The sequence below is a fragment of the Sphingomonas sp. genome, from assembly GCF_019635455.1.
GTDB lineage: Bacteria > Pseudomonadota > Alphaproteobacteria > Sphingomonadales > Sphingomonadaceae > Sphingomonas.
This window is the reverse complement of the sequence record NZ_JAHBZJ010000003.1, coordinates 121,828-137,295: the sequence shown is the minus strand read 5'-3', so window position 1 is coordinate 137,295 and position 15,468 is coordinate 121,828. Positions and strand designations below refer to the sequence as shown.

Genomic DNA, 15,468 nt, shown 5'->3' with positions numbered 1-15,468 from the left:
CGGCCATGGCCGAACCCTATTATATCACCACCGCGATTCACTATCCGAACGGCAAGCCGCATATCGGCCACGCCTATGAGATGATCGCCGCAGACGCGATCGCGCGCTTTCAGCGGCAGATGGGCCGCGACGTGCGGTTTCAGACCGGAACCGACGAACATGGGCTGAAGATCGCCCAGACGGCGCGCGGCCGCGATATGACCCCACGCGAACTGGCCGATGAAATGTCATCTTATTTCAGTGCGATGGCTGGTGAACTTAATATCTCATACGATCGGTTCATTCGCACCGTCGATGCCGATCATTATGCTGCGAGCCAGGCGATCTGGAAGGCGATGGAGGCGAAGGGCGACCTGTATCTTGACCGCTATGAAGGCTGGTATTCGGTCCGCGACGAGGCGTTTTACGAGGAGAAGGAGCTGACCGAGGGGGAGGGCGGCGTCAAGCTGTCGCCCCAGGGAACGCCGGTCGAGTGGACCGCCGAGGAGACCTGGTTCTTTCGGTTGTCGCGCTATCAGCAGCCGCTGCTCGATCTTTACGCCGCGCAGCCCGAGTTCATCCAGCCGGAACGGTCACGCAACGAAATCCTGAAATTCGTCGAGGGCGGGCTGACCGACCTGTCGGTCTCGCGGACCAGTTTCGACTGGGGGGTGCCGGTGCCGGATGCGCCGGGGCATGTCATGTATGTGTGGGTCGATGCGCTGACCAATTATCTGACCGGCATCGGCTATCCGGAAATGGATGGCCCGCTGGCGAGATACTGGCCGGCCGATCTCCACCTGATCGGCAAGGACATTGTCCGCTTTCACGCGGTGTACTGGCCGGCATTCCTGATGTCGGCGGGGATCGACCTGCCAAAGCAGGTGTTTGCGCATGGTTTCATCCTGAACCGGGGTGAGAAAATGTCGAAATCGACCGGTAATGTGGTCGATCCGATCGAGCTGGCGCGCCTCTATGGCGTCGATGCGTTGCGCTATTTCCTGTTGCGGGAGGTGAATTTCGGCGGAGACGGGAGCTTTAGCGACGAAGCGATCGTGACGCGGGCCAATGCCGATCTGGCCAACAGCTTCGGCAATCTGGCGCAGAGGACGCTGGCGTTCATCGCGAAGAATCTGGAGGGGGTGCTGCCGCAACCGGGCCGGAGCGATGCGGCGGACGGCGAGCTGGCGGCCACCGTGGGTGCGGAGATCGAGCAGTTCCGCACCCATTTCGCCGCCCTCAACCTCAATCAGGCGGTGGAGGCGTGGATGCGCGCCGTCTTTGCCTGTAACCAGTATATTGACGTTCAGGCCCCGTGGGCGCTGCGCAAGAGCGATCCCGAACGGATGCACGCCGTGCTGGGGACGCTGGTCCGGGCGATTCACGATCTGGCGATCTGTATCTGGCCGGTGATCCCGCAATCCGCCGAAAGACTGCTGGCGCAGATCGAATGCACTCCCGCCGATCCGATCGGTCCGGATTGGTATGACGCCATGGCGTCAGGCGGTTTCCGCCTCGATCCGCCGACCGGCATCTTCCCCCGCCTGGACTTGCAGAGCGCGCCGGCATGAGGCTCGCCGACAGCCACTGCCACCTCAATTACAAGGGGTTGGGCGAGCAGCAGCCAGAGGTGCTGGCGCGCGCCCGGGCGAGTGGCGTCGTCGCGATGCTGAATATCGCAACGCGCGAGCGGGAGTGGGATGAGGTGGTCGCCACCGCCGAGCGTGAGGACGATGTGTGGGCGACCGTGGGTATCCATCCGCATGAGGCGGATGAGCACCCGCATATCGACACCGCGAAACTGGTCGCGCGCGCAACGCATCCACGTGTCGTCGGGATCGGCGAGACGGGTCTCGACTATTATTACGACCACAGCGATCGGGCGCGGCAACAGGCGAGTTTTCGCGCGCACATCGCCGCCGCGCGTGAGACCGGATTGCCGCTGATCGTACACACCCGCGATGCGGAAGAGGATACCGCCGCGATTCTGGCGGACGAGATGGGGAAGGGCGCCTATCCGGGGGTCATCCACTGTTTCACTGCGAGCGGAGCCTTTGCCGACCGGGCGATGGCGCTCGGTTTCTATATCTCGATCTCTGGCATCGTGACGTTCAAGAACGCCCGCGATCTTCAGGAAACCGCCGCGCGACTCCCGATCGATCGGCTGCTGATCGAAACCGATGCGCCGTTCCTGGCGCCGGTGCCGCATCGCGGGAAAACGGGGGAGCCGGCATTCGTGGCGGACACCTGCCGCTTCCTTGCCGGGCTGCGCGGTGAGGATCCTGAGCAACTGGCGGAGGCGACCCGCGCCAATTTCCACACGCTGTTCGCGAAAACGCGGGCGTGAAGGTCCGCATTCTGGGGTCCGGCACCTCATCGGGTGTTCCGCGGATCGGCAATGACTGGGGCGCCTGCGATCCCGCCGAGCCGCGCAACCGGCGCACCCGCGCGTCGATCCTGGTCGAAAGCGCGACGACGCGGGTGCTTGTCGATACCAGCCCGGACATGCGCGCGCAGCTCTTGGCGGCGGGCGTGAGCGATATCGATGCGGTGATCTGGACCCACGACCATGCCGATCACTGCCATGGCATCGACGATCTGCGCCAGCTGATGCACGCACGCGGCGGGCCGGTGCCGGGATTCGCGCCCGATGCCGCGGCGCGGTCGCTGCGCGCGCGCTTTCGCTATGTGTTCGAGGGCGGTGGGCCGTATCGCGCGACCGCGACGATCGCGCCGCTGGTTGACGGCATGACGATCGGCGACATCACCATTCGAACGGTGGATCAGCCGCATGGCGGCATCACATCGGCCGGCCTAAGGTTCGAATGCGGCGAAAGATCTGTAGGATATGCCACTGATTTTAATGAATTTACAACGGGAATGAGGCATCTTTACAGCGGCCTTGACCTGTGGGTCGCCGATGCGCTGCGCCACCGGCCACACCCCACGCATCCACATCTCGCCCAGACCTTGCAATGGGCGCGGGAGTGCGCCGTGCCGCGAACCGTGCTGGTCCATATGGACAATTCGATGGATTATCGGACACTTTCGCGGGAACTGCCCAATGGCGTCGAGCCGGGCCATGACGGAATGGAGTTGTTCGTTTGAGCGAGGATCAGGTCGTCCAGCTGGTCGCGTTGGTCGGCTTTCTCGTGCTGGTGCTCAGTTCGCTCGCGGTGCGCCGGCTGCGGATCGGATTCATCCTGAAGACGGTCGTCGGCTGGGCGGTCATCGGTGGCCTGCTGTACCTGATAGTCGTCAACCGGGAACGGATCGGCGATCAACTGGCGACGCTGGGCGCGAAGGTCGGCCTTGGCGAAGAACCACAGGTCGCCGATGGCGAGACGGTTCGCATCCGCATGTCGCCCGACGGCCATTTCTGGGCGCGCGCGACCATCAACGGCGTCGAGCGCCGGATGCTGATCGACAGCGGCGCGACCGTCAGTGCGATCAGCGCCGATACGGCACGGGCGGCCGGGATCGATTTCGAGCGCGGCATGCCCGTCCAGGTATCGACGGCGAATGGCACGGTGGACGCGCGCCGGGCGCAGGCGTCACGCGTGCAGATCGGTCCGCTGGGTACGGACGACCTGACCGTGTTCGTCGCGCCGAGTTTTGGTGACCTCGACGTCATCGGAATGAACTTTCTTTCGCGGCTCAAATCCTGGCGGGTCGAGGCCAATGTGCTGATCCTGGAACCGCAGGGGGCCAAGTCCGACAGCGATACGGATTTAACATAATGTATATTATCGGACTTTCGATATGAGCACGGCGTCTCCCCGTTCAGCCACCCCCGCCAATGCGCAGGATGGCGATCAGCGCGCGGATCATCCGGGTTCCGCGACCGGGCGCGCGGCGGACATCGCGCGGTTGGTGGCGATCATGGCGCAGCTACGCGATCCCAAAACCGGATGCGAATGGGACACGGTTCAGACGTTCGCGACGATCGCGCCATATACGATCGAAGAAGCCTATGAGGTCGCCGACGCGATCGAGCGCAACGATATGGCCGATCTGAAGGACGAACTGGGCGATCTGCTGCTCCAGGTCGTGTTTCACAGCCGCATGGCCCAGGAGGCCGGCGCATTCGACCTGGCCGACGTCGTTTCGGCGATATGCGACAAGATGGAGCGGCGCCACCCGCATATTTTTCGCGGTGCCGCGGAGGGCGGGCATCATCTGTGGGAACAAATCAAGGCCGCGGAGCGGGGGGCGAAGGGGGTGAGCGGTACGCTGGACGGCGTGGCGACCGGCCTCCCCGCCCTCTCCCGCGCCGAAAAGCTGCAAAAACGGGCGGCGCGGACCGGGTTCGACTGGCCCGACCCGACCGGCGCGCGCGCGAAGATCGACGAGGAACTGGCCGAAGTAGAGGCTGCCACCGCCCCCGCGTCGCAACAGGAAGAGATCGGCGACCTGTTGTTCGCGGTCGTCAACTGGGCGCGCAAGCTGGGGGTCGATCCCGAAACCGCATTGCGGGGCGCCAATGCGAAGTTCGAACGCCGGTTCCGCGCCATGGAGACGAAAGCCGGCGACGCGTTCGCAGACCTGGGCCTGGAGGCCCAGGAAGCGCTATGGCAGGCGGTGAAGGCAGATGAAGCCTGATCGGCTGCATCATGCGGCCACCGCGCCCCCCCGTTCGACCGCCATCAACGTCGTGCCGGCATATTTCTCTGCTTCGGGTTCGAACAGGTCGCTGATGTCAAATCCGCGCCCGGTAAGCGCCAGATCGTTCAGGCCATCGAGCTTGAACGTTCCGATCTTCGCCTCGCGCGGAATGAGGAACTCCCGCGAAACGATCAGCGCGTCGAGATAGAGCGCGCCGGCGCGCATGTAGAGAATGTGCGGCGCGAGAACCATGCGGGTGCGATTATAGGTGGCCGAAAGGCACCGCTGCTTCACGATCCCCTCCAGCACGATCGGCGTTGCGCCCGCCGGTGCGTCCGCGCTTTTGTCAGTCATGCGTAGAATATGGTGTCTATGCTGCGATGCAGCAAGCCAAAATGTGAACCGACTTTCAAGTTAACCGCGATTTATCGCTATTTCCGCTGCCACGGAAGCACGAGCAGCCAGGGTTTTGGCAGGCCGGTCGGCCTCGCCACTCCATCCAGCCGCTCGGCACGAAGGATGCGGACCGGCTTCAGGATCATCTGTCCGAACATTACGCCCCGCCCGCCCCCGGTGGGCATCGCCAATATCCGGCGAACGACATCCATGCCGGCGATCACCTGCCCGAACGCGGCGAACCCCGCGTTTCCGGCCGTCGCATCGAGCGATGGATTGTCCCCGACCATGATCGAGAAATTGCCGTTTCCCGAATTTGGATCGACGCCATGAGCCATCGAAATCGTGCCGTCGCGATGCCGCAGCCCGGTGCGGTTTGTCGGCTCGATCGGCACCGATGGCAGGATGCGGCGCGCGTCGGTGGCGATCCCGCCCTGCACGAACCCCAATTTGGGATCGGTCTTGCGCCGCGCGGAGCGGTAGAATTCGGTTCCGTCGAGCCGCCCGTCATCGACATAGCGCATGAAGTTCGCAACGGTGCGGGGCGCGCGTCGCGCATCAAGCGCGACGACGATATCCCCTGCCGATGTGACGAGTCGAACCCGGATGATCGCGGGCTCGGGCGGCGGCGGCGCGGCGTTGGCGGTCACGAGCAGAAGAGATACGAACGGCAGAAAATGACGCCGTGACAATATCATGTGGAACGAACCTCGAACCGTTCGTAATCCGCTGGAGCCATCCGCACGTCATAGACCGCGCGATCGCCATCGACCCAATGTTCCACCACCTCCCCATGCTGGTGCAGCCAGGCGGCGGCCGCGCCGTCGCTGGGGTCGAGCGTGATCCGGTAACGCCGGTGCCCCTCCGTCAGCCGCGCGGCGACGGTGCGGACGAGCGTATCGACCCCCTCCCCACTCAGCGCCGACACGGCGACGACATCGTCGCGGCGCGCGGCATCGGCGAGGAGTTCGTCCCGCCGCTCGCCGTCGAGCAGATCCAGCTTGTTCCAGGCTTCGAACCGGGGCGTGGCGGGATCGACGCCGATTTCCTCCAGCACCTTCTCCACATCGTCTCGCTGCGCCTGGCTGTCGGGATGGGCGACGTCGCGGACATGGATGAGCAGGTCGGCCGAAACCACTTCCTCAAGCGTCGCCTTGAACGCGGCGACGAGCTGGGTCGGCAGTTCCGACACGAAGCCGACCGTGTCCGACAGGATCGCCTTGTCGATGCCGGGAAGCGAAATCTGACGCAGCGTGGGATCGAGCGTGGCGAAGAGAAGATTTTCCGCCATGACGTCAGCGCCCGTCAATCGATTGAAAAGCGTCGATTTTCCGGCGTTGGTATAGCCGACCAGGGCGATCACGGGCCATGGCGCGCGCTGGCGGCGATCGCGGTGTAACCCCCGCGTGCGGCTGACCGATTCGAGTTCGCGCTTCAGCCGCGCCATGCGGTCGCGGATCAGGCGGCGATCGGCCTCGATCTGCGTTTCGCCAGGCCCGCCCAGAAAGCCGAAGCCGCCGCGCTGTCGCTCAAGATGGGTCCAGCTGCGCACCAGCCGGCCCGCCTGATAGTCGAGATGGGCAAGCTCCACCTGAAGCCTGCCCTCCGCCGTGCGCGCACGCTCCCCGAAGATTTCGAGGATCAGGCCGGTGCGGTCGATCACCTTGCAGCCCAGCGCGGTTTCGAGATTGCGCTGCTGCACCGGCGTCAGCGCGGCGTCGAATACCGCCAGGCCAAGTTCGCGATCCCGAACCAGCTCCGCCAATGAATCGACCTGCCCCGATCCGATCAACGTTCCGGGCTTCGGAGCGCGAACCCGGATCGCCGCCCGCTCGATCACCTCGATCCCGATCGCCAGCGCCAGGCCGGCGGTCTCTTCCAGCCGCGCCTCGGCGTCGCGCGTGCTCGCGCCCAGATCGGGATAGACGACGACCGCCCGCGCGCCGCGCGCGAACTCCTGCGCGTCGCGGTCGAACCCGGTGCTCATGCGTATGCGATCGGTGGCCGGCGAGGTGCGATCAAACGACGCTCTCGATCCAGGCCTTGAGCTTCGATTTGGTCGAGATGTTCTGGATGCCGATTTCCTGCGCGACCTTCTCGCCGTTCTTGTAGACGTGCAGCGTCGGGATGCCCCGGATACCAAGCTGACCCGGCGTGTCCGGATTCTCCTCGATGTTCAGCTTGGCGATGGTGACCTTGTCGGCCATCTCCTCGGCCAGTTCCTCAAGGCTCGGGCCGATAATCTTGCACGGTCCGCACCATTCCGCCCAGAAATCGACGATCACCGGCTTGTCCGACTGAAGGACGTCGGACTGGAAACTCGCATCGGTTACGGCCTTGGCCATCTTGTTCACTCCTGTCTGTTGCCCATTACCTAGGATGCCGGCCGGCATGGCTCAAGCGTTCGAGGCGAAGCTTTGCTCCCCGATCGGCAAGCCCGGCTTGTGCGCGTCGAGGAGCGCGTCGGGCAAATCGAACAACGCGGGGCCGGCAGTATAGAGCAACGCCGCCTCGACCTCGCGATCGGGAAAGATCACCCGCAAGGCGGCGACATAGGCCGCCATCTGACGCAGGTGATAGACAGGCACGTCGTCCAGCGTCGCCGGTGCGCGCCGGCCCGTCTTGAAATCGATGACCTGAACCCGCCGCTCGGTCACCAGCAGCCGGTCGGCAGTCCCCGAAACGACATGACCACCGGCGATGACCGCCGCGATCGGCGCCTCCGCCAGCGCATCGGACCCGAACAGCGCATCGAAGCGCGGGTCGGTCAGCACGCCAAGCGCCGCATCGGCGATTTCGTGCCGGATTGCGGAGTCGCTCACACCGCCGGGGCCGGCGAGCCAGCGTTCGGCGGCATCGGCGCGCGCGCTGGGTTCGATCGCCGGCAATCGTTCGAGCAGCGCATGGATCAGGCGCCCCCGCTCGGCCGCCGCACGCATCGCGGGGCCGGGCGGCGGATCGGCCACCGCATCGTCGCCGATCGCCGACGGGGCCAGTGGCCTCGGCGGACGCGCCTCGATCGGGGCGGGGCGATGCGCCCAGCCGGGCAAGGGTGTCGCGGGGACGCTTGCCGGGGCGGCGCGCGCTGCCACCTTGACACGATCCTGTGGCGCGGTGCCGACAAACGACCGCGCCCCCTCCTCCGCCGCGACCCCCAGCCGGTCGAACGCGGCGGCTGCGGTGGCGTACCAGCTGTTGGGCTGGGGAACACCCTTGTCCTTGGACCCAAGCGCGCCAGTGATCACCAGCCGCTCCTCCGCGCGGGTGGCGGCGACGTAGAACAGCCGCCAATGCTCCTCCATCTCGCGGCGGTCGGTTTCCTCGATCAGATCATCCAGCGCACCGTGTCGCTCGCCGGCACGCGGCCGGATCACCGGGATCGACCCACCGTCATGGCCGTCGGGCGTCCAGCCCAGCAGGTCGCGCCGCGCGTCCCCCGGATTGAGCGTCGCATCCGCCAGGATCACGAGCGGCGCCTGCAACCCCTTGGCCCCATGCGCGGTCATGACGCGCACCGCATCCTGGGGTTGGGCGGCATCGCGGACAATCTCCACATCGCCGCGATCGAACCAGTCGAGGAACCGCTGGAGCGACGGGGTGGCGACACGTTCGAAATTGAGCGCGGCGTTGAGCAGTTCCTCGATCGGATCGCGCGCTTCGGCGCCCAGCCGCCTGAGCAGCCGGCGCCGCGCGTCGATCGGACCGGACAACAACCATTCGAGAAACTGATAGGGCGTCGAAAAATCGGCCCGTGCGAGGATCGCATAGAGCGGCTCCAGGCGCTCCGCCGCGACGCTGTCCCGCACGTGCCGCCACAACCCTTCGCGCCGATGCGCCGCAACCGCCAGAAGATCGTCCTGTGTCCAGCCGACCAGTGGAGACACGAGCAGGGTGGCGAGATTGAGATCGTCCTCCGGCTGAAGCGCGAACCGCACCGCCGCGAGCAGATCCTGGACCGCGAGCGGCGCGTTGAGCCGCAGCCGATCGACGCCCGCGACGGGAACCCCCTCGGCATAGAGGCGTGCGACGATGAGCGAGGCCAGTTCCCCGCGTCGCTTGACCAGGATCATGACGTCACCGGGCGACAGCGTCTGCCCTTCCCGCCGCATCGGCAGCGTGCCGATCCATTCGCGAACCTGTCGGGCGATCCGCCGGGCGACCTCGCGCACTGGTTCGGCGACCCATTCTTCCTCATCCGCGTCGCTTCCGCCGGCGACGACCGGCGGCCACAAGGTGACGCTGCCGGGGCCTTTCACCTCGCTGGCATGCGGTTCGGGATCGCTCAGCGCGCCCATCGCCGGTGGCGGCATGCTGGCGATGGCGGCATCGACGAATTCGAGAATCGGGCGGGTCGACCGAAAGCTGTGGGTCAGCGACAGGTCGTTGAGCGGCGCCGGCTGGGGATCGTCGGGGCCGATCAGCTCGCTCGCCACCGATGCGCGCGCCCGATACCGATCGAGCATCGCGCGAAAGATCGCCGGATCCGTCCCCTGAAAGCCGTAGATCGCCTGTTTATAGTCGCCGACCGTGAACAAGGTACGCAGCCGGTTTCCGCGCGTGCCGGCGCCGGCGAAATATTCGTCGACGATCGCATCGATGATCGCCCATTGCTCGGCATTGGTGTCCTGCGCCTCGTCGATCAGGACATGTTCGGTCTCCTGATCGAGCTTGAAGCGGATCCACTCCCCCATCCCTTCCTGCCCCAGCAGGCGGATCGTCGCGCGGATCAGATCATCGAAATCGACCCCCCCGATCCGCTTCTTCGCCTCGGCATAGGTGCGGGCATAGGTGCGTCCCGCCTCCAGCCCGTCCGCGAGCAGATCGGCATAGGCGGCGCGCACCTGCAACGCGGCCAGTTCGGCGCACTCCGCATGGATCGGTTCCGCGATATCGGCATAGGCGGGGTCGGGCGGCACCCAGCCCTTGGCGAAATTGCCCTTGGAGAGTTCTGCATGAAGGATGCCGATCCCGGCGGCGCGATCCCCGGGCGTCATCGCGATCCACGCCTGGATCGCGGCGGCGCGATGCCCGGCACGCGCGGTTCCCCAGGCAAGGTTCATCGCCAGCAGGTCTGCAAGACCAGCGCGATCGAAGACGTCGTCCCCGCACCGCCGCGCGATTTCCGCCGGGATGTCGCCGGTCGGCAGGTCCAGTGCGCGCCGCAGCCATGGCTGGATGCCATGGGGAAGCGCGTCGAGCGCATCGCCCCGGCGCGCGCATTCGTGCAGGAACGCTTCGGCCTTTTCCTCGCCCAGGCGCAGGCTGAGCGCCCCGATCGCATCGGCCACGCCCCGCCGCCCCTCTCGCTCGGCCTCAATCAGCATGTCCGCCAGCGCCGCGCGTCGCAGCACCGCCTCTTCGCGCGGTTCCAGCGCGCGAAAGCCCGGGGTGAGGTTCGCCTCGAGCGGGAAGCTGGCGAGCAGGCTTTGGCAGAAACTGTGGATCGTCTGAATGCGCAGACCGCCCGGCGCGTCCAGCACGTCGGCGAACAGCGTCCGCGCGCGGGCGATCATGGCGTCATCGGCCACTTCGCCCAATGCCTCAAGGTCGGCAAAGACCTCGGCACGGTCGGCGCGGACCCATCGCGCCAGCTGGCCGGTGATGCGCGCAGACATTTCCGACGCGCCCGCTTTCGTGAAGGTCAGGCACAGGATCGCCCCCGGCCGCGCCCCGTGCAGCAACAGGCGCCACACCCGTGCGGCGAGAACCTGTGTCTTCCCCGTCCCGGCCGACGCGGCCAGCCAGACATGCGTATCGGGCGCCGACGCGTCGGTCTGTGTCGCCGTGAGCGGCAACAGGGCGCCGCGCCTAGTCCCGGCCATACCATTCGTCCCGCCGCATCAACTGGTCATAATCGCCATAGGGCGCATATTCGGGGCGCAGCTTGGCCGTGAACGGCTCCTCCCCCGTCAGCCACCGGCGCGCCGCATCGATGAAATTGTCCCGTGCAACGGCAACGAACTCGTCGGTCACGATACGATCGTGCCTGCCATCGCGATCGACCGGCGTGGCGACGTAGCCGAATCCGTTCGGCCCCTTTCCCAGCGACCAATATTCGAACGCGCCGGCTGTTCCCGAGATCGTCTCGAACCGCCCCTCCTGCGCGAGCAGACCGAGCAGGCCGAGCTGAAGGCTGAACCCCGCCCGGACCGCCGCGGTGCTGGGCGGCTTGCCCGTCTTGTAATCGACGATGGCGATCGACTCGTCGGCCATCCGGTCGATCCGGTCATAGGTGCCGCTCAGCTCGACGCCGGCGATGTCGAGTACCCCCTTCCCTTCGACGCCCAGGATGACGCGCCCGGTTTGCGCCTGCGCCTGAAGGCGGGCCACGATCCAGTCGATCGCCTCCAGCAGGCGCGGCTGCCACAGGGCGCGCATCATCGGGTGCGTGGGGGCATGTTCCAGCATCGACAGCGCACGGGGGCGCAGACGCGCCGGATCGCCTCCATCCTCGCGAAACCAGCGCTCCAGCACGTCATGCACCGCAGTGCCGCGCCACGCCGCACTGGGATCGGCATCGACCGCATCAAGCGGCGTGAGCCGAAGCATCCGCCGCGCGTAGAAGGCATAGGGATCCGCCTTCAGCCGATCGACTTCGGTCACCGAGATACGACGCGGGCGGTCCGCCGCCGGCGGACATGGTTCGGGCCGCGCGACCGGTTCGGGTGCGCCGGGATCGTCGATCGCCTGCGCCCAATCGGCCAGCCGCGACGCGCGATCGAGACCGTCCGCCAGCGCTTCCAGCCGCAACCAGAAGCGCGAGGCGATGGTCGGCGCGCTGGCGTCGCGACGCGCACGGGTCAGCAGCACCTCCCGCGCGCCGAGGCCCATCGCCAGATCGTGCGCGGCCAGGCCGATGCGTCGTTCAAGGCCGGGCAGGCCCAGTTCGGCGCGGATGCGCGGCGCAAGCCACGGGTCGGGCGCGGGCAGGCCCGGCCACACGCCTTCGTTCAGCCCGCCCAGGATCATCAGGTCGGCGGTCTGCAACCGCGCCTCGATTAGGCCGTAGATGGCGAGGCGCGGATGCCCCCCCTGAACCGGGCGCACCGCGACTTCGTCCGTCACCGTGCGCAGGATCGCGGCGAGATCCGCCGGCTCGACAAGCGCGGGTCCATGCGGCGCTTGGCGTTCCAGATCGTCGAGCAGGCTCGCCGCCGCCCGCCCCTCCGCGCGCGACCAGACGGCGTCGCCGCACAGTGCGCTGGCGGTGTCACGCAGTTGCGCGAGCATCGCCGGCAGCGGCGCCGCGCCGCCCGCGAACATCGCCTCCAACGGTTCGAGCATCGGGCGCACCTCGCGCCACCAGGGCGCGGCAGCCGCCCGCAGCTTCGCATCGCGCGCATCGGCATCGGCAAGATGCGCGTCGAGGCCGGAAAGTCCCGGCGCCGGGCGCGGCCCGCGCAACGCGAGGTCGAGCCGCCGCGCACCCTCCAGCCAGGCGAGACGCGCGTCCCCCGCCGCCACCAGCGGATGTTTGAGCAAGGTCAGCAGCGCCATGGGCGCAAACGCCTGCGCCGCCGCCTCGGCAAGTGCGAGCAACAAGGTCCCGGGCGGAAGACTGGACAGCGACGTGCCGGCACTATCGTCGATCTGGATCCCCCAGCGCGCGCAATGCGCGGCGACGCGGCGAGCCAATGCGCGATCGGGAGTGACGAGCGCGGCGGTGCGCCCTTCGGTCTCCAGCGCCTCGCGCAGCGCCAGCGCGATCGCCTGCGCCTCCTCCGCCGGCGTTGCGACCTCCAGCGCGCGGACGTTCGACAGGCGCCGGGCGGCGGCATCCATCGCGCTCCAGCCGGTGGTCAGCGCCGCGGGCATCATCGCGCTGGCGATCGCGGCGCTCCGCGCGGGCCGCGCATCGAGTTCGGTCGCGACTTTCCAGGGCGCGATTTCGCGGCGCTGGACCCCCATCCGCTCGAGCAGCAGCTTCAGATGAAATTGCGGGTGGGTTTCAAGTGGCCGCTTCCGCCCCTCCCCCCGCGCTTCGGGATCGAACGGTCCCAACATGTCCCATTCGGCATCCGGCATCGCCAGATCGACCCCGGGCAGCACGACCATCCCGTTGGGCAGCGCTGCAACGACCTTCAGGAGACGCGCCACGGCGGGTGCCGCCGTGGTGATACCGGCGGCGCAGACGAAGCGGCCCGGCGGCGCCCCCTGCCACCGCGCGGCAACCCGGTCGAGCAGGCGGTTGCGCCGTTCCGCCAAATCTATTCGCCCAAGAGAAACAAGCTCTTGTGGCCATTTACTCAGAATGATTTCGAATAGATCGAGCGAGTGTTGCCAGTGCTGCGACAGTTCGCCGGGGGCAACATCGCGCATCCGGCGTGGATCGACCTGCTCGACCAGCAACTGATCGAGCGTACGGCCGAGATCGCCGGCAAGGCGGATGGCTTCGGCTGCATCCACGTCGCGATCAGCTGCCTGCACCAGCCGCGCGAGGATCAGCCGCCGCTGCAACGGCTCGACCGCCGGCGGGACGGGATCGTCATCATCGACGGGGTCGAGAAACGGCCCGGCCGCCTCGTCAAGGTCGGGATCGCCGATCGCCACCAGTCGCGGCAGCAGCAGTCCGCCCCCGCTCGCCCGCACGAATGCGTCGGTGATCGCCCGCCGCGCGCGATTGGTGGGCAGCAGAATGATGCCGCGCGCAAGCTGCATCGGGTCGCCGCCGAACCGGCGGATCAGGCCCTGGGCGAGCGCATCGGCGAACGCCCGGTGCGGCGGGATCGAGAAGAGGTGAAGGCCCCGCCCTTCACCCATCGGCGAGCACCGACTCCGTGGCCGCAATCGCCTGGGGCGTGCCGACATCGAACCACAGGCCCTGATGGACCAGCCCCCATGCGCGCCCGGCATCGATGGCGCGTTGCCAGAACAGGTTGGTGGAGAACGGCCCCTCCGGCCAGTCGCGGATCACCCGGGGTGAGAGGATCTGGACGCCGGTAAAGACGAAGGGGGCCAGCCGGCCCGGCTTTCGCCGCCCGACGATCCGCCCGAACGCGTCGAGGTGGAAATCGCCCTGGCCCCGATGGCAATGCGCCCGGGCGAGGGGAACGAGCAGCAACAGCGCGTCCATCCGCTCGTCGTCCCACGCCGCCGCAAGCTGGCGGATCGCGTCGATCGGCCCGTCGACCCACAGATTGTCGCTGTTGACGCACAGGAACGGTTCGTCGCCGATCATCTCCCGCGCCTGCACCAGCCCGCCGCCGGTTTCCATAAGCTGCCGGCGCTCGTCGGACACCACCACCTCGACATCCTTCACCCGATGGGTGACATGCGCTTCGAGTGCGTCGGCCAGATAGTGGACGTTGACGATCGCGCGCTGCACCCCGGCACTGCGCAGGCGATCGAACACATGGTCGATCAACGGCTTTCCGGCGACCTCCACCAGCGGCTTGGGGCGCGTCGCCGTCAGCGGCCGCATCCGCTTGCCCAGCCCGGCCGCCATCACCATCGCGGTGCGCGGGACCCGCGCCGCGAGCGTCGGGCGCATCGCCAGAGTCTTGCGTGCGGTCACGCCGTCACCTTCATGGGATCGCCGCGCAAATGCATCGGTACATTCGCATCGAACCATGCCGCGACCGGCGCGAGCGCGGGATGCTTCAAATCGCGGTGGAGATAGGTCCACACGCGCGGACACAGGCCCGGATAGCGCGGCTTGCCGTCACGCCGCCACAGCCGGGTGAAGATGCCGACGATCTTCGCATTCCGCTGCGCGCCCAGGACGTGATAGGCATCGAAAAAGGCCGGCGCGGCCCCGGTGATCCGGCGATAGCGGTCGAGCAACGCCGCCTCGAGATCGGGATGCACGTCGCGCCGGGCATCCTGGAGCAGCGAGACGAGGTCATAGGCCGGATGCCCCGCCAGCGCGTCCTGGAAATCGAGCAGGCCGAGCGTTTCGCTCCCCTCGATCAGCATGATGTTCTCCGCATGATAGTCGCGCAGCACCGTGACCGGCGTGCAGTCGAGCGCGGGGGCCAGCACCTCCTCCCACGCGGCGCGGTAGCCGGCGACATCGACGTCCAGCCCTACGGCGGGGCAGTACCAGTCGGTGAACAACGCCGCTTCCTGGTGATAGACGCGCATGTCATAGGCGCCGATCTCGGCCGCGCCATGGTCCGCGAGGCGGATGAGCAGATCGACCGCCGCTTCATAGAGGCGCAGTTCGCTCTCCGGCGCGGCATCGACCGTTTCGCGCATTCGCGCGTCGCCGAAATCCTGAAGCAGCACGAGCCCTTCGGCCAGATCCTCGCCATAGATGGTCGGCGCGGCAAACCCCTTCCCCGTCAGCCAGCGGGCGATGCCGATGAACGGGCGCGGATCTTCATGCGGCGGCGGGGCATCCATCAGGATCGCCGTCCTGCCCGGCGCCTGCACCCGGAAATAGCGGCGGAACGAGGCGTCCCCCGCCAGCGGCAGGATTTCGCCATCGCCCCAGCCCAGCCGATCGAGGAATCCCGGCGCGGATGGCGGCGGGTTCATGTCGGGAAT

At 67.2% G+C, this 15,468-nt stretch carries 13 protein-coding genes; 5 read left to right on the top strand and 8 right to left on the bottom strand.

The window, feature by feature from the left end; all coding sequences use genetic code 11:
* Window positions 1–5: 5 nt before the first annotated feature.
* Genes metG through mazG form a run of 5 tightly spaced genes read left to right on the top strand, consistent with a single transcriptional unit; the run spans window position 6 to window position 4,581 of the window.
* Complete coding sequence (gene metG / locus KF783_RS05430) at window positions 6–1,550, top strand: methionine--tRNA ligase (protein WP_294077196.1); 1,545 nt, start codon at window positions 6–8, stop codon at window positions 1,548–1,550.
* Window positions 1,547–2,326, top strand: a complete 780-nt coding sequence (locus KF783_RS05425; protein WP_294077194.1) for a TatD family hydrolase — start codon at window positions 1,547–1,549, stop codon at window positions 2,324–2,326. The genes metG and KF783_RS05425 overlap by 4 nt, the downstream gene beginning before the upstream one ends.
* The gene (locus KF783_RS05420; protein WP_294077192.1) at window positions 2,323–3,087 is read left to right on the top strand and encodes an MBL fold metallo-hydrolase; all 765 of its coding nucleotides are present in this window, start codon (window positions 2,323–2,325) and stop codon (window positions 3,085–3,087) included. Before KF783_RS05425 ends, KF783_RS05420 begins: the two co-directional genes overlap by 4 nt.
* Window positions 3,084–3,719, top strand: coding sequence for a TIGR02281 family clan AA aspartic protease (locus KF783_RS05415; protein ID WP_294077190.1), 636 nt, complete (start codon window positions 3,084–3,086; stop codon window positions 3,717–3,719). Before KF783_RS05420 ends, KF783_RS05415 begins: the two co-directional genes overlap by 4 nt.
* Window positions 3,720–3,741: 22 nt before the next feature.
* A complete protein-coding gene (mazG, locus tag KF783_RS05410) occupies window positions 3,742–4,581 on the top strand; it encodes a nucleoside triphosphate pyrophosphohydrolase (protein WP_294077189.1) in 840 nt (279 codons plus the stop codon).
* Window positions 4,582–4,590: 9 nt separating this feature from the next.
* Here mazG and KF783_RS05405 read toward each other — a convergent pair whose 3' ends face one another.
* The 8 genes from KF783_RS05405 to KF783_RS05370 form a co-directional block, all read right to left on the bottom strand.
* The gene (locus KF783_RS05405; RefSeq protein ID WP_294077187.1) at window positions 4,591–4,938 is read right to left on the bottom strand and encodes a hypothetical protein; all 348 of its coding nucleotides are present in this window, start codon (window positions 4,936–4,938) and stop codon (window positions 4,591–4,593) included.
* Between the two features lie 77 nt (window positions 4,939–5,015).
* A complete protein-coding gene (locus KF783_RS05400) occupies window positions 5,016–5,678 on the bottom strand; it encodes a peptidylprolyl isomerase (protein ID WP_294077186.1) in 663 nt (220 codons plus the stop codon).
* Entirely contained in the window at window positions 5,675–6,967 is a 1,293-nt protein-coding gene (hflX, locus tag KF783_RS05395; RefSeq protein WP_294077184.1) for a GTPase HflX, read from the bottom strand. Before hflX ends, KF783_RS05400 begins: the two co-directional genes overlap by 4 nt.
* Before the next feature lie 31 nt (window positions 6,968–6,998).
* Window positions 6,999–7,325, bottom strand: a complete 327-nt coding sequence (gene trxA / locus KF783_RS05390; protein WP_294077182.1) for a thioredoxin — start codon at window positions 7,323–7,325, stop codon at window positions 6,999–7,001.
* Between the two features lie 51 nt (window positions 7,326–7,376).
* Entirely contained in the window at window positions 7,377–10,802 is a 3,426-nt protein-coding gene (gene addA / locus KF783_RS05385; protein ID WP_294077180.1) for a double-strand break repair helicase AddA, read from the bottom strand.
* A complete protein-coding gene (gene addB, locus KF783_RS05380; RefSeq protein WP_294077178.1) occupies window positions 10,789–13,740 on the bottom strand; it encodes a double-strand break repair protein AddB in 2,952 nt (983 codons plus the stop codon). The genes addA and addB overlap by 14 nt, the downstream gene beginning before the upstream one ends.
* Window positions 13,733–14,470 (bottom strand): nucleotidyltransferase family protein, encoded by a 738-nt coding sequence (locus tag KF783_RS05375; protein WP_294077550.1) that lies wholly within the window; start codon window positions 14,468–14,470, stop codon window positions 13,733–13,735. The genes addB and KF783_RS05375 overlap by 8 nt, the downstream gene beginning before the upstream one ends.
* A 20-nt stretch (window positions 14,471–14,490) precedes the next feature.
* Window positions 14,491–15,459, bottom strand: a complete 969-nt coding sequence (locus KF783_RS05370; RefSeq protein ID WP_294077548.1) for a phosphotransferase — start codon at window positions 15,457–15,459, stop codon at window positions 14,491–14,493.
* Between the last annotated feature and the right edge of the window lie 9 nt (window positions 15,460–15,468).